The 18,102-nt window shown below is 62.4% G+C and carries 18 protein-coding genes; 8 read left to right on the top strand and 10 right to left on the bottom strand.

What is annotated here, in order from left to right:
• Positions 1–123: 123 nt before the first annotated feature.
• From E8Q41_RS14825 to E8Q41_RS14815, 3 genes are all read right to left on the bottom strand, one after another.
• Positions 124–981, bottom strand: a complete 858-nt coding sequence (locus tag E8Q41_RS14825; RefSeq protein ID WP_137156325.1) for a hypothetical protein — start codon at positions 979–981, stop codon at positions 124–126.
• A 94-nt stretch (positions 982–1,075) separates the two neighbouring features.
• Positions 1,076–1,711 carry a DUF1109 domain-containing protein gene (locus E8Q41_RS14820; protein WP_137156324.1) on the bottom strand — a complete coding sequence of 212 codons (636 nt, stop codon included), beginning with the start codon at positions 1,709–1,711 and terminating at the stop codon, positions 1,076–1,078.
• Entirely contained in the window at positions 1,708–2,268 is a 561-nt protein-coding gene (locus E8Q41_RS14815; protein WP_137156323.1) for a sigma-70 family RNA polymerase sigma factor, read from the bottom strand. Before E8Q41_RS14815 ends, E8Q41_RS14820 begins: the two co-directional genes overlap by 4 nt.
• Before the next feature lie 211 nt (positions 2,269–2,479).
• Here E8Q41_RS14815 and E8Q41_RS14810 point away from each other — a divergent pair, with 211 nt between their 5' ends.
• The 5 genes from E8Q41_RS14810 (at position 2,480) to E8Q41_RS14790 (ending at position 5,437) form a co-directional block, all read left to right on the top strand.
• On the top strand, positions 2,480–2,743 hold the full coding sequence (locus E8Q41_RS14810; RefSeq protein WP_137156322.1) for a DUF2282 domain-containing protein: 264 nt from the start codon (positions 2,480–2,482) through the stop codon (positions 2,741–2,743).
• Positions 2,744–2,792: 49 nt separating this feature from the next.
• On the top strand, positions 2,793–3,071 hold the full coding sequence (locus E8Q41_RS14805) for a DUF2282 domain-containing protein (RefSeq protein ID WP_137156321.1): 279 nt from the start codon (positions 2,793–2,795) through the stop codon (positions 3,069–3,071).
• Positions 3,072–3,352: 281 nt separating this feature from the next.
• Entirely contained in the window at positions 3,353–4,204 is an 852-nt protein-coding gene (locus tag E8Q41_RS14800) for a DUF692 domain-containing protein (RefSeq protein WP_137156320.1), read from the top strand.
• Positions 4,205–4,211: 7 nt separating this feature from the next.
• Complete coding sequence (locus E8Q41_RS14795; RefSeq protein ID WP_137156319.1) at positions 4,212–4,976, top strand: DNA-binding domain-containing protein; 765 nt, start codon at positions 4,212–4,214, stop codon at positions 4,974–4,976.
• Positions 4,973–5,437, top strand: a complete 465-nt coding sequence (locus E8Q41_RS14790; protein WP_137156318.1) for a DoxX family protein — start codon at positions 4,973–4,975, stop codon at positions 5,435–5,437. The genes E8Q41_RS14795 and E8Q41_RS14790 overlap by 4 nt, the downstream gene beginning before the upstream one ends.
• A 5-nt stretch (positions 5,438–5,442) precedes the next feature.
• On the opposite strand, the gene E8Q41_RS14785 is transcribed toward E8Q41_RS14790, so the two are convergent.
• From E8Q41_RS14785 to E8Q41_RS14775, 3 genes are all read right to left on the bottom strand, one after another.
• Positions 5,443–6,054: a LysE family translocator gene (locus E8Q41_RS14785; RefSeq protein WP_246660200.1), complete on the bottom strand. Its 612-nt coding sequence runs from the start codon at positions 6,052–6,054 to the stop codon at positions 5,443–5,445.
• A 78-nt stretch (positions 6,055–6,132) separates the two neighbouring features.
• Complete coding sequence (locus tag E8Q41_RS14780) at positions 6,133–7,197, bottom strand: hypothetical protein (RefSeq protein WP_137156317.1); 1,065 nt, start codon at positions 7,195–7,197, stop codon at positions 6,133–6,135.
• Between the two features lie 26 nt (positions 7,198–7,223).
• The gene (locus E8Q41_RS14775; protein WP_137156316.1) at positions 7,224–8,282 is read right to left on the bottom strand and encodes a hypothetical protein; all 1,059 of its coding nucleotides are present in this window, start codon (positions 8,280–8,282) and stop codon (positions 7,224–7,226) included.
• A gap of 204 nt (positions 8,283–8,486) precedes the next feature.
• Between E8Q41_RS14775 and E8Q41_RS14770 the strand changes: the two genes are divergently transcribed.
• Positions 8,487–9,653 carry a calcium-binding protein gene (locus tag E8Q41_RS14770; RefSeq protein ID WP_137156315.1) on the top strand — a complete coding sequence of 389 codons (1,167 nt, stop codon included), beginning with the start codon at positions 8,487–8,489 and terminating at the stop codon, positions 9,651–9,653.
• A gap of 132 nt (positions 9,654–9,785) precedes the next feature.
• On the opposite strand, the gene E8Q41_RS14765 is transcribed toward E8Q41_RS14770, so the two are convergent.
• Together E8Q41_RS14765 and E8Q41_RS14760 are read right to left on the bottom strand one after the other, a co-directional pair.
• Positions 9,786–12,413, bottom strand: coding sequence for a Calx-beta domain-containing protein (locus E8Q41_RS14765; RefSeq protein ID WP_170976491.1), 2,628 nt, complete (start codon positions 12,411–12,413; stop codon positions 9,786–9,788).
• Positions 12,414–12,639: 226 nt separating this feature from the next.
• Positions 12,640–13,119, bottom strand: coding sequence for a YcgN family cysteine cluster protein (locus E8Q41_RS14760; protein WP_137156394.1), 480 nt, complete (start codon positions 13,117–13,119; stop codon positions 12,640–12,642).
• Between the two features lie 91 nt (positions 13,120–13,210).
• Here E8Q41_RS14760 and E8Q41_RS14755 point away from each other — a divergent pair, with 91 nt between their 5' ends.
• Positions 13,211–15,385: a PBP1A family penicillin-binding protein gene (locus tag E8Q41_RS14755; RefSeq protein ID WP_137156313.1), complete on the top strand. Its 2,175-nt coding sequence runs from the start codon at positions 13,211–13,213 to the stop codon at positions 15,383–15,385.
• A 182-nt stretch (positions 15,386–15,567) separates the two neighbouring features.
• Here the strand turns inward: E8Q41_RS14755 and E8Q41_RS14750 are convergent, their stop codons facing one another.
• Together E8Q41_RS14750 and E8Q41_RS14745 are read right to left on the bottom strand one after the other, a co-directional pair.
• The gene (locus E8Q41_RS14750) at positions 15,568–16,515 is read right to left on the bottom strand and encodes a hypothetical protein (protein ID WP_137156312.1); all 948 of its coding nucleotides are present in this window, start codon (positions 16,513–16,515) and stop codon (positions 15,568–15,570) included.
• Entirely contained in the window at positions 16,493–17,005 is a 513-nt protein-coding gene (locus tag E8Q41_RS14745) for a hypothetical protein (RefSeq protein WP_137156311.1), read from the bottom strand. The genes E8Q41_RS14750 and E8Q41_RS14745 overlap by 23 nt, the downstream gene beginning before the upstream one ends.
• 242 nt (positions 17,006–17,247) lie before the next feature.
• On the opposite strand from E8Q41_RS14745, the gene E8Q41_RS25595 reads away from it, so the two are divergent.
• Entirely contained in the window at positions 17,248–17,814 is a 567-nt protein-coding gene (locus E8Q41_RS25595; protein ID WP_170976490.1) for a hypothetical protein, read from the top strand.
• The last annotated feature ends 288 nt before the right edge of the window (positions 17,815–18,102 follow it).

Here is an 18,102-nt window from a genome sequence, read left to right as displayed (position 1 = left end):
CGTCAAATGCATCCCCCCGATCGAGAGTTACAGCCGGTTTTGGTTAGCGTCTGATGAACGGGAGCCCCGAAATTTTAGCGTTTTATGCTGATGCTCCCGAAAATGATCCGCGAAGCGCCGCGTTCAGAACAGGAAATCGCCCCTGTCGAGATCGGCGAGCCTGACATCGTCCAGCCGCAACGCGTCGCCCGAACCGGCATTGATGATCACATCGGCGCCGTCCCGGGAAAGATGATGCGCCTTGAGATCGGCCCAGTCCTTGATCGAACCGACGTCGGAGAGATCGATCTTGTCGTGGTCTCCGCCTTTGGCGTCGAAATCGCGGATCGTGTCCTTGCCGTCGCCGGTCTTGAACAGGAATGTGTCGACGCCGGTCCCGCCGGTCAGCGCGTCCTTGCCGGTTCCGCCATGGACGAGGTCGCGGCCCGCCCCGCCGTCCACCCGGTCATTGCCGGAGCCGCCATAGAGCCTGTCATTGCCATCGCCGGAATAGAAATCGTCATTGCCGCCCATCAGCTTGATGATGTCGTTGCCCTTGGGGTTGAAGCGATAGCCGTCGCCGCCCAGGACGCTGTTCCTGGTGGCGATATCCTGAACATCCGTTCCGGTGTAATGCCAGGTCTCGCTGAACAGTTTGCGCTCCAGCGCCAGACGGTCGGCGCCGGTGAGCTCCTTGATGATCAGTGGACGATAGACATCCATATCCAGTGTGCCGGCGATCCGGAAGACGGCCTCGCCGTCGATGGTCGGGGTGATCGAGCGGATCACGCCATCGACCAGGCTGTCGCCATTGTAGCGGAAGCCGCTGCCCTTGACGGTGAAACCCAGATCTTCGAACAGGCCGTCGGTGATAACCGACTTGAAAGAAGTGCTCGTCTTGTTGTCGAAGTCGGCCTCGTCGAAGATGAAGGCGTTGACCGCCGCGACAAAGCTCGCAAATGTATATTCGAAATCACCCGGCGTTACAGTAAACACGCCCATGTTGTCCTCCATTATACTCAGGGAATGATTTGAGTACTAATGGAGCAGCGCTGGTTTCGTCAATCTCTGATTGTCGGAAAAGCCATCCGGCGCGTCACCACCTGAGCGCGCGGGCGCCGATCAGGCTGCCCGCGAGGGTGACTGTCAGGATCGACAGCATGTACCAGCAGGCGACGAAAAGCGGGCTGTCGTCGGGGCAGTGCCAGGCATAGATGGCCGCCGCCGCCGCGCCGGCGGCGAGACCGGCGCCTGCGCCGGCGAGCGCCGGATGGCCGGGCGCGCCGCGCCGGAGCGCCAGCATCAGGCCTGCGAGCGGCATCAGCGACAGGGTCGGAATGGCGATGAGGCAGTAATTCGAATTGCGGCCGATCAGGCTGGTCATCCAGTTCTGCCGGGGCAGGGCGGCGAGTTCGGCGACCACCCCGCCGACAAGCGCGAGCCCCGCGATCCCGATCAGCGTGAAGGCCGGGCGGAGCGAGGCGCCGGGTTCGCCGATCCGACGGGCGAGCAGGATGGCGGAAAAGGCGAGCAGCAGCGTCAGGGCGATCTTGAAGGCGACGCGCGGCGTGGCGATCATTGCGGCGAGATCGGGCCTCAGCCCGATCGTGGCGATAAGCAGCAATGCGGAGGCAGCCGCGCCGAGCGCCAGCCAGCCGGAAAAGGCGGGGCCGAGCGGTTTGACGGACTTGGCGTCTTTCGCCATCAGGGCGATCAGGTCTTCGGTTTTCATTCCACCGTGCTCCGATAAAGGGCCGCGAGCGTTTTGAGCGCCCTGTGCAGGGCCACGCGCACCGCGCCCTCCGTCATGTTCAGCCGCGCCGCGGTCTCGCGCACCTCCCGCCCTTCGAGCGAAATGGAGCGCACGATGTCGCGCTGCGGATCCTTGAGCCGGTCGAGGAGACGGCTGGCGTCGCCCAGATCCTGCTCGGTGTCGCCCGCGTCGAGGGCGGCGAGCGTCTCCGCCACGTCCTCGATCGGGATGTCGACGCGACGCCCCTTGCGGCGCAGCGCGTCGATCAGTTTGTTGCGCGTGATCGCGGCCAGCCAGGGGCCGATCGGCCGCGACGGATCCCACGAGCCGCGCTTGAGATGCACGCTGAGCAGCACCTCCTGCACGATGTCTTCGGCCAGGCTCTTATCCGCGCCGAGCATGTCGCAACGTCTCCGCGCCATAGCGCGCAGATGCGGCGCCACATCGGTGAGAAAGGCGTGATAGGCGCGCTCGTCGCCCGAAAGCGCCGCCCGCATCCAGGCCGCCCATTGCTGTTGTCGCGCCGAAATCGTCACGCCTCTTCCCCCGTTACGCAGGCATCAGCGCCTTTATTACAGCGCGAACATGAAAAAATTCAAATATGGGCGATGCGCAATCACGCTTGCGTGTGGGCGGTGTGAAAAGGATCTCTGCCGAAAAAATTTTGATAGGCCTGTAACACCGCCGGAAATGTCTCCGTATTCCCCGATGCAGGCCGATGAATGGCCGCTCAACGGAGACAGATCGATGAACAAGACCATGCTGACTTTGACCCTCGCCGGCTCGCTCGCCTCCGCGCTCGCCGCCGTCGCCGTTCCGGCCGCCGCCGCCGAACAGGAAAAGTGCTACGGCGTCGCGCTGAAGGGCCAGAACGATTGCGCCGCCGGCAAGCATGACTGCGCCGGCCATTCCAAGGTCGATTACGACAAGGCCTCTTTCAAGCTGGTGCCCGCCGGCACTTGCGTTACGATGAAGACGCCTGCCGGCATGGGTTCGCTGACCCCGGCCTGATCGCCTCCACCCTCATCAACCTGACCTCGCTTTTTACTGGGAGAACCATATGAACCTCGTCAACACCGCCGTCCTCGCCGCTTCCGTCGCCGCCGCTCTCACCGCCGCCGCCACGACCCCCGCCGCCGCAGCCAGCAAGGAAAAATGCTACGGCGTCGCGCTGAAGGGCCAGAACGATTGCGCCGCCGGCGCCGGCACCACCTGCGCCGGCACCTCCAAGGTCGACTACCAGAAGAACGCCTGGAAGCTCGTCCCCGCCGGCACCTGCGTCACCATGAAGACGCCCGACGGCATGGGCTCGCTGGAACAGGGCCCGGCGCCGATGTGATCGCGCTTTGAAGGCGTGCGCGTCGTGCACAGCCCCTCATCCCCCTGCCGGGACCTTCTCCCCCTCAAGGGGGAGATTGGCTGAGGCGAGGGCGTGCTCCGCCCCTCATCCGGCTGCCGCCACCTTCTCCCCGTAAAACGGGGAGAAGGGCGATGTGGCAAGGACGGCGCCCCATCCTCCTTCTCCCCGCAGGCGCGGGGAGAAGGTCCCGGCAGGGGGATGAGGGGCCGTGCACGCCGTCAACCCATTCAAACACAGTCACCTCCAAAGGACACCCGATCATGCGACAGACGTTGCTTCCCGCCCGGCCGGGCGTCGGCTTCAAGCCGGAGCATTTTTCCGAGATCGATCGCGAGCCGCAGCCGCTCGGTTTCTTCGAGGTGCATGCGGAAAATTATATGGGCGCGGGCGGGCCGCCGCATGCGCGGCTTGCGAAACTCAGGCAGGATTACGCGCTGTCGGTGCATGGCGTCGGCCTGTCGATTGGCGGGGCCGACCCGCTCGATCGCGATCATCTGGCGCGGCTGAAGATTCTCTGCGACCGCTATCAGCCGGAAAGCTTTTCCGAACATTTGGCCTGGTCGAGCCACGGCGAGAATTTCTACAACGATCTCCTGCCCTTGCCCTATAACCAGGCGACGCTCGACGGCGTCGTCCGCCATGTCGATCAGGTGCAGGACACATTGGGCCACCGGATGCTGCTCGAAAATCCCGCCACCTATCTGCTGTTCGAGGCGAGCGACATCGAGGAGACCGATTTCCTCAAGGAAATCGCCCGCCGCACCGGCTGCGGACTGCTGCTCGACATCAACAATGTCTTCGTCGCCGCCGCCAATCACAATCTCGATCCGCGCGCCTATCTCGCCTGCTTTCCGCTCGCCCATGTCGGCGAGATCCATCTGTCGGGCCATTCGGAAACCGAGGACGAACATGGCGCCGCGCTGCTGATCGACAGCCACGACACGCCGGTGAAAGATCCGGTCTGGACGCTCTACAGGGAAACCATCGCGAAGACCGGGCCGCTGCCGACGCTGATCGAATGGGACAATGACGTGCCGGATTGGGCGACGCTCAGGTCCGAAGCGATGGCCGCGAGCGTGATCCTCGACCGCGCCCGGGCGCGGGCGGCATGAGGCGGTGATGCAGATCCACGAGAGTTTCGCCTCAGCATTGCTCGCCCCCGAGGAGACGCCGCCTGCAGGTCTCAGCGCCTGGAGCGGGCCGGTGGGCCGGCGCTTCCGCGTCTACCGCGACAATGTCGCCATCGGGCTCAAAAACGTGCTCGCCAGCCGCTTTCCGGTGGTGGAAAAACTGGTCGGCGACGCCTTCTTCGCCGCCATGGCCGAGGTCTTCGTCTCGGCCCATCCGCCGCGCTCGCCGTTGCTGCTGAACTACGGCGACGACCTGCCCGACTTTCTGGCCGGTTTCGAACCGGTGGCGGAACTGCCTTATCTTGCCGACGTCGCGCGGCTGGAGATCGCCCGCTCGCGCGCCTATCACGCCGAGGACGCCGCTCCCCTCGATCCGCAGGCGCTCGCGGCAGTCCTGCCCGAACGGCTGGCGGAGATCCGCTTTCGCGCCCATCCCTCGCTCGCCGTGATCAGGTCCCCGCATCCCATCGGAACCATCTGGGCGATGAACTCAGGCGAGGCCGAGCCCGCCCCGATCACCGACTGGCGGGGCGAGGACGTGCTGGTCTGCCGTCCGCATATGCTGGTGGAGACCCGCGTGTTGCCGCCGGGCGGGGCGCTGTTCGTCGGCGCGCTGGCAGAGGGGGCGACGCTGGGCGCGGCCTATGCGACGGCCGCTGCAAGCGTCGCCGATTTCGACCTGACCCTGCATCTGACCGGCCTGATCCAGGCCGGATGTTTCACCGCGCTCGAACCACTGGAGCCACAGCCATGAGCCTGACCGCATCCGCCCTGTCTCTCTATGATCGCGCTTTGCGGCTGGCGGAGGCTGCGCCGCTCTGGCCTGTCTCCCTGATCGCGCGCCTGTCCATCGCCGCCGTGTTCTGGCAGTCTGGCCAGACCAAGGTCGACGGCTTCATGGTCACCGACAGCGCCGTCTATCTGTTCGAAAACGAATACAAGCTGCCGCTGATCGATCCCTGGCTCGCCGCGCATATGGCCGCTTTCGCCGAACATTTCTTCCCGGTGCTTCTGGTGCTGGGGCTGGGCACGCGCTTTGCGGCGCTCGCGCTTCTCGGCATGACGCTGGTGATCCAGACCTTCGTCTATCCCGGCGCCTGGCCGACGCATGGAACCTGGGCGGCCTGCCTGCTGCTGATCGTCCTGCGCGGCCCGGGACCGGTGTCGCTCGATCACTGGCTGTTTTCCCGCCGCGCCCCCGCCGCCGCGATGTGACGTCGTCAGGCGCGGCTGCTGGTCAGGATGAACCAGACGGCGACGCCGAACAGGCCGGCAGACAGGATCTTGCGGACGATCTCGGCCCGGCGCGGCTGCATCAAGAATGGCTGCAGCACCGAGGCCAGCATCACGATGCCGGCATGCACAGACGTCGCCACCACGACATAGGCCGCCGTCAGCGTCCAGGTCTGGGCGGCGACGTCGTGATCGGGGGTGATGAAGCCCGGCAGGACGGCGATGTAGAACACCGCCGCCTTGGGATTGAGGAGATTGGCGATGAAGCCGCGCATGAAGGCGCGGCGCTCGCCGCCGCCTTCCTCCTTCTCGCCGCCGCGCCAGCCTTCCCAGGCGAGATAGACCAGGAACGCCGCGCCGGCCCAGCGCAGGATCTCATAGGCCAGCCGCGAGGATTGCACGATCTCGGAGACGCCGAGCGCGCCGAGCGCGCCCAGCAGCGCGAGCCCCAGCCCGACGCCCGCCACCGCCATCAGCCCGCGCAGACGTCCCTCCGCAAGCGTCAGGATCGCGAGCCAGGTCATGTTCGGCCCGGGCGTCAGCTCTATCAGCAGGCTGGCGAGAAGGAAGGCGGCAAAGCCATGCGGCAGGTCGGGCAAGGGCGATAACTCCTGAAACGACGTCGGGGCCTCCCATAGGAAGGCCCCGAGGCGACAAAAGCAATGTTCTGGATCAAATCAGGCGAGCGCTGCGCCCACCAGCGGCGTCAGATCGACATCGTTGCGGAAATCGTCGATCGAGGCCTGAATGAAGTCGCGCGCCGCGGCCGGCAGATCGGCGCCGCGGCCGACAAGGTCGGTCTTCAGGCGCGCGGCGGCGGGATTTTCGGTGTCGGCGAAGACGATCGCCACCTTTTCGATGTCGGCGACCTCATAGCCGACGAAATCGGCGATGCGGGCGGCAAGCAGATCGAGATCGCCATGCATGTCTTCCTCATAGCCGAGGAACAGCGGCTGCGCCAAACCTTCGCGGGCGCAGGTCTGCCAGCTGACGAAGAACTGCACAAGCCAGGGCGTCCAGCGATAGGCGAGAAGCGTCAGCCGCTCGTCGCGCGTGAGCTGGTGGAAATTTCCCGGCAGGCCGTCGGTGAAATAGGCGGGATAGAGACCGTCATGCGCCGTGCGGGCGGCGAGAGCCGCCTCGTCGAGCGCGGCGATCGTATCGGCGATGGCGCGGCTGGTGACGATCGGCTTGACGCCGTAAGTGGACATCAGCCGGGACATGTACGGCGTGCAGCGCACCGCATGCGAGGCGGCATAGCCGCGCATGTTGAGGCCGTTCTGGATCAGCGCCAGTTCGTCGAGCTCCTGTTCGCGCAGTTCCGCGCCCTGCAGCGTTGCCGCCTGACCATCGAGCGTGGTGGCGTAGAGGCAGGCTTCGGGTAGACCGGCGGCGCGGGTGAGCGCGCTCAGGATGAGGTCGGCGCCGGAAAAGGGCGCCGCCGCGATCAGCACATTGCTCTGCCGCGCCTTCTGGGCCGTCAGCTTGGCGCGCATGATGATTTCGGCGAAATCCTCGAGCGGCACGGCGAGATCGTTGGCGGCCTGATCCGGCACTTTCGGCAGGAAGAACGGATTGGCGAGGCTCATGGCGGTGGCGACGGCCAGCGCCCGCTGCGGCGGAAAGCGCAGGATGAATTCGTTGCCGACGTCGAGCATTTCCCGGCCATTGGGATTGCGCGACATCCAGGTCATCATCGGCCGGATCTGGCTCTCGACATCATTGGCGGCGTGTGCGTGCATGCGTTTATCCTCGAAACGGGTTCAGCTCAGCCGCCGACCAGCGGCGCGAGATCGACATCGTCGGCATAGGCGGATGCGACCGCCAGAACATGGGCGCGGACAGCGTCGGGAATGTCGCGGCCGCGGCCGGCCACGCCCTTGTTGAGGCGCTTGGCGGAGGCGTCGGAGCGGTCTTCGAAGGCGGCGGTCAGGCGCAGCGCCGCGTCGCCGGATGCGCCGACATAGTCGACGATGCGGGCGGCGAGCGCCGATTTGTCGCCGAGGAAATCGGCGTCATAGCTGATCCATAGCGGCTCGACGAAGCCCATCGCCTCGCTTTTGCGCCAGCTGACATAGAATTGCGTCAGCCAGGGCGCCCAACGGCGCGCCAGCATCATCAGCCGCGCTTCCCGGTCGCGGAGATGGTAATTCTGCGGCATGGCGTCGTTGAAGAAATTGCTGACCGTCGACGGCAGGCCCTTGCGCCATTCGATCACCATGTCGTCCATCGACACCAGCGTGTCGAAGATGTTGCGATAGGTGACGATCGGGCGGATGCGATAGGTTTCCATCAGTCGCGCCAGATAGGGCGAGCAGCGGGCGTGATGCTGGGTGACGTAGCCGCGGCCATTGAGGCCGGCGCGCAACAGCGCCAGTTCGTCCGGCTCCTGCTCGCGCAGATTGGCGCCGAGCGCAGAACCAGACATCGGATCGGTGGTGGCGGTGAACAGGCTGGCGGTGGGCAGGTCGAGCGCCGCGCGCAGGGCGCCCTGGATGAAGGTGGACGCCGATTTCGGCGCGCAGGCCAAGAGAATATTGCGCTTGCCGGAGCGGTTGGCCGTCAATTTGGCGCGCATGGCGTATTCGGCCAGCGTGGCGAGATGAATGGCGATGCGCTCGGCGGCGTCATCGGGCATCTCGGGCAGGTAAAAGGGATTGGCGTAGCTCATCAGCCCCGCCATTTCCACGCCCCGCTCGGGCGGCATGGAATAGACCAGGCTGTCGGCGACCTCCATCAGCCGCTTGCGCTCGCCGATGCGGGCGATATCCGCCATCGTCTGCCGGATCCGCTGATCCACATCTTCCTTGCGCGCCAGATTATCCATGCAGAATCCCCACTAAGCAAACCTTGGTCCCAGCCTATGGGGGCAAACTTTCGCGAAACTGTCGGAGAGTGCGACGCAGTATGTCGAAAGCGCCTGCTTCTCAATAGTTTTGCGGCGCCGGAGCCGCATTGACGGTAACGGAGACGGCGCCATAGTCTCCCATCCAGACGCGGCCGCGCCGGCCGCCGGACCGGAGAACATCGCATGTCGCTGAAGTCAGTCCTTGCCGCCGTGAAGATCGACGCCGCCTTTTCCGACGCCGACGAGAAGGCCATTGTCGCGGTGATCAGAGAGGCCTGGCGGGAATCGTCGATCGGCCGCGACATGCTGGAAAACTGGGTGACGACCAAGGGCGAGGACATCACGGTCCATTATTCCGAAGGCGATTTCAGCGCCTATCTCAATTCCGGCGATATCTATATCGACATGCGCGAGCTGGACCACGCCCATTACGTCGACAGGCATGGAAACGCCGTCAAGGATACGCCTTTCACCGCCATCATCCACGAACTCGGCCATGCGCTCGAAGGCTATGAGGACAACTGGACCATCCAGAGCCCGGCCGGCGACAACCAGGCCTTCGTCAACACGATCTACGCCCAGGCCGGCTATACCCAGCAGCTCGCCTATATGGCCTATGACGCCTCGGGCAAGATCATCAAGGAGGGCGTGAGCTATACCGACGGCCAGCGCATCGACAATGCCTGGGTGCACAAATGGAGCGATCTGCCCGATGACTACGACACGACCGACGGCGGCAAGATCACCAAGGCCTATCGCGACCTGGTGATCGGCAGCGACGCGGCAAACGTGCTGAAGACCGGCGCCGGCGACGACTTCATCTACGGCCTCAAGGGCGCCGACCAGCTCCTGGGCGGCAAGGGGGCCGACCGGCTGGCGGGCGGGCTCGGCGCCGACAGGCTGTTCGGCGGCGACGGCTTCGATTATGCGAGCTACAAACTGGCCGCCAAGGGCGTGACCGCCGATCTCTCCGACGCCGCGCACAATTCCGGCGAAGCCAAGGGCGACCGCTACAGCGCGATCGAAGGCCTGATCGGCTCCGCCTTCGCCGATATCCTGACCGGCAATGGCGGGCGCAACACGCTCGAAGGCCGCGCCGGCAATGACCGTCTCGAAGGCGGCGCCGGCGCCGACACGCTGATCGGCGGCGCCGGCCGCGACCGCGCGCTCTATTCCGGCGACCATGACGACTATGTGATCGACCTCGATACTCTCGTGATCTCCGGCGGCGGCGAGGGGCGCGACACGCTGAAAAGCGTGGAACTGGCGGTGTTTGACGACGGCGTGGTGGATCTGGCGACGGGGGATTTTACGGCGAGCGACAGGGCGGCGGGGGAGTGGTTGGTGTGAGGGGGCCCCTTGCTCGACGTCATCCTCGGTCTTGTGCCGAAGATCCTCGACACCGAGCAATATCAACACGTTGCAGATGCTCGGGACAGGCCCGAGCAGGACGGCGGAGAAGGGCGGGTAAAGCCCCCACCGTTATAGGATGAAAAATGCCTTTTCGACGCTGGCGGCGCCATCGATATGCAATGAGAAATCCGCCTTTCCATCGCCGTTGACATCGCCATAGACGTAGGCGTCGCCGGACTTTTTCTCGACGCGCAATTCGCCCGCCGTCTTCGCAAAATCCTTCGCGCCGATGAAACTGAAGTCGTCGTCGGTTTTGGTTTTCGAGTTGGCGTCGATGTCCGAGACGTCGATGCGGTCGCCCTCTCTCCGGTTGAAGTCGAGGATCGAATCCCGGCCTGAGGCGGCGACCGTGGAGTCTTTGGCGGATTTGAAAAGGAAGATGTCCTTGCCGTCGCCGCCGTTCAGCTTGTCGGCTCCGGCTCCGCCATAAATCCTGTCCGCCCCGGCTTCGCCATAGAGCTTGTCGGCGCCGGCGCCGCCGTCGAGCAGATCGTTGCCGGCGCGGCCATAGAGCTTGTCGTTGCCGTCATAGCCGTAGAGCGTGTCGTTGCGCGCGGTTCCGTAGATCGTCTGGTGAATGGTGTCGTCATTGCGGATCGTCGCCGTGCCGACATGGGCGGGCGAGCCGTTCTTGACTTCGCTGGTCGGGGTGATGACGAGCGAGAAGTTTTCGTTCTTCTCGACCGCGCTGTCGCCCTTGACGTCGATTTCCACCGTGGCGATCGTCTGGCCGGCGAGGAACTTGACCTTGCCCGTCTCGGCTATGTAATCCGAACCGGCTTTCGCGGTTCCATCCGCCGTTTTGTAGCTGAAGCTCAGGTCGTCGTCATAGGGCCGCGACAGATGCACTTCGAAGACTGCCTTGGTGACGCCGCTATTGCCTTCCTTGAGGGTGGGGCTGGAGACGAACAAAGCGAGATTGGAGCCGCTGCCGTCATCGTCGCGCACGACCCCGAGGGCGCGGAGGCTGGTTTCCCCGCCCGCGAACACGGCGTTCTTGGCGTTTGAAAGCTCCAGCCAGACGGACTCGTCAACTTCGTCTTCGCTGTCGCTATACATCCGGAAGGACACAAATCCGGTGGTGTCTCCCGCCTCGATCGTAACTGTTCCCGTTTGCAGGCTGTCGCTGAAGTCTCCGGCGGTCGCCGTGCCTTCGATGCCGCGAAAATTCATCGTGACATCTTCGTCGGCGGCTTCAGACAGAGACATGCGGAACGTGACGTATTCGCCGTAGAGCTCGTTCGCATCCACGCGGCTGACGGAGATTTCCGGCGTGTCCGCCCCTCCGGTGTCGTTGTCGAGGATCGTGGCGATGCCGGTCGACGCGGTCGCATCGTTCTTGATCTCGCTGGTCGGCGTGACGACGAGCGAGAAAAATTCGCCCGCCTCGATGGTCTTGTCGCCCTTGACGTCGACTTCCACCGACGCGACGGTCTGCCCGGCGAGGAAGGTGACGGTTCCGGTTTCGGCCGTGTAATCCGATCCGGATGTCGCAGTTCCGTCGACGGTGGTGTAGCTGAAACTCAAATCGCTGGCGTAAGGTCGCGACAGATGGACCTCGAACACGGCCGCCTTCTTACCGTTGTTGCCCTCGACGAATGTGGGGCTGGAGACGAAGAGGCTGAGATTGGAGCCGCTGCCGTCATTGTCGCGCACGACGCCGAGGGCGCGGAGGCTGGTGTCTCCGCCGGCGAACACGGCGTTTTGCGCATTTGTGAGCTCCAGCCAGACGGATTCGTCGACTTCGTCTTCGCTTTCGCTATATATCCGAAAGGACACCAGTCCGGTTGTCTCGCCGGCTGCGATGGTGACGGTTCCACTTTCCATGCCATTGCTGAAGTCGGCGGCGGTCGCCGTGCCTTCCATGCTGCGGAAATCCATCGTCACCTCCTCGTCGGAGGCTTCGGACAAACTGATCTGGAAGGTGACATATTCGCCGTAGAGCTCGGTCGCATCAACGCGTGACACGGAAATTTCCGGCGCGCCGGCGGCGCCCGTGTCATTGTCGTGGATCGCGGCGATGCCGGTGGAGCCCGCCGTGCCACTGGCGATGTCGCTGGTCGGGGTGACGACGAGGGAGAAGAACTCGCTCGCCTCTATCGTCTTGTCGCCCTTCACCTCGATCTCGACCGACGCGACCGTCTGCCCGGCGAGGAAAGTGACGGTGCCGGTCTCTGCCGTGTAATCGGAACCGGCTTTGGCCGTTCCGTCCACTGTGGTGTAGCTGAAACTCAGGTCGCTGCCATAGGGCTGCGACAGATGGACCTCGAACACCGCTGTCTTCGAGCCGCTATCGCCTTCCACGAATGTGGGGCTGGAGACGAAGAGGCTGAGATTGGAGCCGCTGCCGTCGTTGTCGCGAATGACGCCGAGGGTGCGAAGCGTTGCTTCGCCGCCCGAAAATATCGCGTTCTGCGCGTTGAACAACTCCAGCCAGATCGACTCGTCGACTTCGTCGGTGCTGTCGCTGTACATCCGCAGCGACACCAGTCCGGTCGTCTCGCCGGCAGCGATGGCGACGGTTCCGCTTTCCAATCCGTTGCTGAAATCATCGCCTGTCGCCGTGCCTTCGATGCTGCGAAAACGCATCGTCACCTCCTCGTCGGAGGCTTCGGACAGGCTGATCTGGAATGTCACATACTCGCCGTAGAGTTCTGTTGAATCGACGCGTGACACGGAAATTTCTGGTGTTGCCATAATCATCTCCTGAAAAGCGATTAGGAAACTATTAACAATTTGGCGGAAAGGTCAATGTTGGTTCTGTGACATAGCGCAAATGGATACGAGAGTCCTATCGTTCTATTAGAAATCCCGCAGTTAAATTCACGAAAAAAATAAAAATAAATATGCAGGCAAATACCTGGTTTGGAAGGGTATATATTTCGGGTTTTGTATCACTCTTCAATGTGTGGAGGATGTTTGATCACGTCCCCTCCACATCCTGCATCGGCCAGTCCACTTCGTGCTCCTCGTAATCCTCCCAGTCGACCTCCTCCTCGTTGACGGTGCGGTCGCGGACGGAGACGCCGGCGGCGTGGACGGTGTCGGGGTCGCCGGAGATGAGGGGGTGCCACCAGGGGAGGTCGCGGCCTTCTTTCACGATGCGGTAGCCGCAGGTGGGGGGCAGCCAGGTGAGGGTTTCGACTTCCTCGATGGTCAGCCGGATGCAATCGGGCACATGGCTCTGGCGATTGACGTAATCCATGCAACGACAGCTATGCGGATCGAGCATCTTGCAGCGGATATTGGTGAAGACGATCTCGCCGGTGTCTTCGAACTCCACCTTGTTGAGACAGCAGCGGCCGCAGCCGTCGCACAGGCTTTCCCATTCCGTATCGGTCATTTGGCGCAGCGTCTTGGTCTTCCAAAATGGCGCCGTATTTTCCAGTTCTGTGTCGGTCATCGCGGTGGTATAGAGAAAGCCGCCCGGTTTAGAAATATCCGAAATGCCCGTGGCTTGATTTTCCATCGCTTTGACGCACGCGTGAGTTTCCATGGCCGACGACCCGCAGAAAGAACGAGAACCGCGCCTCAAGAAGCATATCCTGCTGCGCATCGACGCCTGGATCGATTCGACCTTGTGGAACGCCTCGTTCAATTTCGTCGACTGGTGGGAAGACGTTACGATTTTCTTCCGCAAATTCAAGGTGAAGGGCTGGAAGCGGCTGCCGGTGGAGCTGGCCGGCGAGGCGCTCACCTGGGGCGCGGTCGGCATGGTGGCCATGCTGGCGCTCGCCAAGCCCGCCTTCGAGATCGCCAAGAGCGACTGGCGCAAGAAGCAGGATTTCGCCGTCACCTTTCTCGATCGCTACGGCAATGTGATCGGCCATCGCGGCATCATTCATGAGGATTCCGTGCCGATCGACGAATTGCCGGACGCGCTGGTCAAAGCCGTGCTGGCGACCGAGGACCGGCGGTTTTTCGACCATTTCGGCATCGATTTTCTCGGCCTGATCCGCGCCATGAGCGAAAACGCCCGCGCCGGCGGCGTGGTGCAGGGCGGCTCGACGCTGACCCAGCAGCTGGCGAAAAACCTGTTTCTCTCCAATGAGCGGACCTTCGACCGCAAGATCAAGGAAGCCTTCCTGTCGCTCTGGCTCGAGGCCAATTATTCCAAGAAGGAAATCCTCTCGCTCTATCTCGACCGCGCCTATATGGGCGGCGGCACATTCGGGGCTGCGGCGGCGGCGCGTTTCTATTTCGGCAAGGAAATCACCGATCTGACGCTGGCCGAAAGCGCCATGCTGGCCGGCCTGTTCAAGGCGCCGGCCAAATATGCGCCGCATGTGAACCTGCCGGCCGCCCGCGCCCGCGCCAATGAAGTGTTGACCAATCTCGTCCAGGGCGGGCTGATGACCGAAGGCGAGGTGATCGAGGCGCGGCGCAACCCGGCGACGGTGGTCGATCGCGGCAAGCAGGAGGCGCCCGACTTTTTCCTCGACTGGGCCTATGACGAGGTGTTGAAACAGGCGCGCAACTATTCCGACCATTCGCTGGTGGTGCGCACCACGATCGACATGGGCCTGCAGCACGCCGCCGAACAGGCTGTCGAAACCGGGCTTCGCCAATATGGCGAGAGCTACCGCGTCAGCCAGGGCGCGCTGGTGATGATCGAAAACGGCGGCGCCGTGCGCGCCATGGTGGGCGGCCGCGACTATGGCGAAACGCAGTTCAATCGCGCCACCCGCGCGTTGCGGCAGCCGGGCTCGTCCTTCAAGATCTACACCTATTCGCTGGCCATGGAGAAAGGGCTGACGCCGACCACGGCGATCACCGACGCGCCGATCTGCTGGGGCAACTGGTGCCCGGGCAATTACGGCAATTCCTATGCCGGCCGCATCGATGTGCAGACGGCGATCGCCAAATCGATCAACACCATTCCGGTGCGCTTCGCCAAGGAGAAGTTCGGCAAGAACGGCATCCAGCAGATCATTGACGAGGCGAAGAAATTCGGCGTCGAGACCCCGATCCGCAAGGATGTGACCATCCCGCTCGGCAGTTCCGAAGTGACCGTGATGGACCAGGCGACGGCTTACGCGGTGTTTCCGACCGGCGGCTTCGAATCGCGCCGCCACGGCATCGAGCAGATCATGGATTACGACGGCAAGGTGCTTTACGACTTCAACCGCGATGCGCCGCCGGCCAAACGCGTGCTGTCGGAACAGGCAGCCGCCTATATGAACCAGATGCTGACCCGCATCCCTTACGTCGGCACGGCGCGGAAGGCGGCCGTCGACGGCGTGCTGACCGCCGGCAAGACCGGCACGACGCAAGCCTATCGCGACGCCTGGTTTTGCGGCTATACCGGCAACTACGCCGCCGCCATCTGGTTCGGCAATGACGACTACACCTCGACCAACAACATGACCGGCGGCTCGCTGCCCGCCATGACCTTCAAGATGCTGATGGATTACGCCCATCAGGGCGTCGAGCTCCGCGCCATTCCCGGCGTCGAAAACCCGTTCCCGGAAGCCGAAAAGCGCGACCCGGCCGTGGTGGCCGAGGAAGCCCGCAAAAAGGCCGAAGACGCCGCCCAGGCCGGCCTGCCGGTGTTCGAGCGCCCGCGGCTGCTGTCGACGGCGACCAGCCGGTTGTTGAGGGATTTGGGCGAGAAGATGAAGGCGGCGCCGGCGTTGAAGGCGCCGGAGACGGTGGCGGAGGCGGGGTGAGGGCTGTCCGCATTATTTCGTATTGAGCGCGCAAACTAAACGGCGACGGCGGAGAGAATAACTAAGCAGATAAAAGCACCAGCTTGTTTTGTGCGAAGTGATAGGGGAATTGAGTCTACTATCCAATATAGAATTCCGGCCGCATGTTGCTTCCCATGGTAGTCTCAGAGAATTACTTTACCTCAATGCTCAATCAGAGATTTCTCGCGTGGCTCTCGAAGGTCAACAAGTTCAAATTTTCTTTCAACTGATTCAGTTGCATACTTAATCGTCTTGCTCTCTGCAATGTGAGCTTCATACGGACGATTGACAGTAAAGCGCAGTTCGCGTGGAAATTGGCTGGCTAACACACCAGCGAAGTCCTCACCGTCTGGAACTGTAAGCCTAAATCTACCACTCTTGACGTCCATTCCGACCAAAACCCCGGTGACATAATGGTCGATTGTCTCCACATCGGAAGTTCTTCCGATAATTTCGACAATCCGCGCCATTCTGTCCCGGGTAATCATTTCGCCAAAAAACTTTCCATCCGACCGACGCCACTTTAAATCGGTAGAAAAGCCGCCATTGACGTTGCTGGAGGACCAATCATAGACTCGTTTGATAACAGGTGTTCCGAGCGTCTTGGCCACATCCCTGACGTCGTCTTGATTGGCAATTTCAACTACTTGGAACAAGGCCGTAATGGATGTGTCGAGCGAACCATCAAAGAGGGTCTTCTCGCTGGGAACGAACAGCATAACTCCCAATGATCCGCTATAGGAATAGCCAAACTCCAACAAGCTCTCTCTTTGAGCCTCGGAGCCCACAACCGAGATCCGCTTCGCCCCGTTTCGTACAGCATCATGAATTTGAGTAAACAAGTTTTGGAAATACAGCATTGACAACGAGACCGCTGCCAGAGCGTAGGGTCTACTGTCGACAGGAACGAGCCGGTAGTTGCACACTTCGACATGGTCATTCTCAGCGAGCACCAACAACCTGTCCTGAGCCTGTTGAGCCATTTTCCGGGCGGCGGCTAGATTGACCTGAAGATGGCGCGCCTTCGGATCGCGCACCAGCTCCTCTTCAATCTGGGTCACAACGGCAAAAGCTTGCCTTGCCCGTTCAATTGCGGATGCGACAGCCAATTTTTGTCTCCCACAATCTCATAATGACGTAACCCTTGGTCCATTGCTCGCCATTTTCAATGCCGTAATGATTATTCATGCTGGCGACATCAATTGTTGAACCAAACAACCGATGGTCACGAGGGTATCTTACAACCGCGAAACTGTCAATTTTATCAAATACATAAGTTGAGTTTATTTGGTTAATCAGGTCATCCTGCTGGGGCGTCAACGATCCACTTATATCAAAATCATAGGTAAGCAGTACGTCTACATCGGAAGGATCTGGCTTTTCGGTAAAGAAACTTCCGTCGACTGCTAAGTCACCACGAATGCCACTTGCGAGTAAAAGTTGAATAAACTGCTCAAGTTGATGGAATAGCTTAAGTCGATGCAGTTGATATGATGAGTCAAATCGATCGACCGTAAGGGCCTTTATCTCCTGAAGGTCAAGATAGTGTGCCCCCGGCGCCAACAATGGCGTGTGATCGTACTTCCTCCCGAATGCCATAGCGCCCCCATGCAACTTGTGAGACATTAGCTAGTAAAATTATCGCATAGTCAATTGGGCGTGTCGGTACAAAAATAGGAAAAAAGTCCTTGACGGCGTGACGGTGATTTGGTAGGGTTATGACATGATCCGGTAAATGCGGCTCGGGACTGGCTCCCGGAGGCGGCGAAGGCCGGGAAACATCGTTGGTAGGACAAGGCGTGGGCGTGAGGCTCGCGCCTTTTTTGTTGGGAAAATTTTCCATGACGGGCGATCTGGGCGACGGTTTCGAGGGTTTTGAGGCGGAGTTTCTGATCGGGCGGGCGCTGTTGGGCGGTGAGAACCCGGAGATGGCGCCGGAGACCAAGGCGGCGGAGGATGAGGCGCGGGAGCTCGCGCGGATGCTCGCCGAGATCGTGACCGAACTCGGCGAAGAGCTCAAAATGTTCCGCGCCATGCGGGCCCGCGCGCAACAGCTGATGGAGACCGAGGGCGAGGACCACAAGACCGCCAAGGCCGACGCCAAGGCGGCGAGCGAGGCGATCCAGCAGATTGTCCGCACCATCGAGAAGCTCGACAGCCTGCAGCGGGCGCTCGCCGAAGAACGGGCGGCGCGCGAGGAGGCGAGTTTCGGCGCCGGGGCGCATAAGGCGCTGGCGGCGCGGGTGGAGCGGCTGATCGAGGCCCGCGCCCGCGAACTGGCGGCGGAGATGCGCGAGCGGCATGAGCCGGGCGAGGCGCGGGATGGGCCTGACGATGCCGACCTGTCCACGCGCGACGGCGCGCAAAGCTGCGCCGCTGCAGAGACCGGGGCGGCGCGGGCGGAATGACGCCGGGCCCTTACAGGTATGGACGGACCAATCGGGGACCGTCGCTCAGGACGCGTCGGTTGGCTGTCGCGGCGTCCGCGAGACAGGCCGTCAAAACCGTCAAGGCGAAGACGAGGACATTGCAGCGAGTGAGCAAAAAGCTAACGGTGCTCCATAATTTGAAGGACGCGCGCGACGAGGACAAGCGCGTCGCCGAGACCGTGCTGGCCGCCGGGAGCGGCGCGGCAATAGCGGACGCGGCATCGGCGGCGGAGCCCGCAAGCGCTCCGGCGACGATCGCGACCGAGG

The organism is Rhizobium sp. FKL33 (assembly GCF_005222915.1).
Lineage (GTDB): Bacteria > Pseudomonadota > Alphaproteobacteria > Rhizobiales > Rhizobiaceae > Rhizobium_E.
This window is presented reverse-complemented; position numbering and strand designations above follow the sequence as displayed.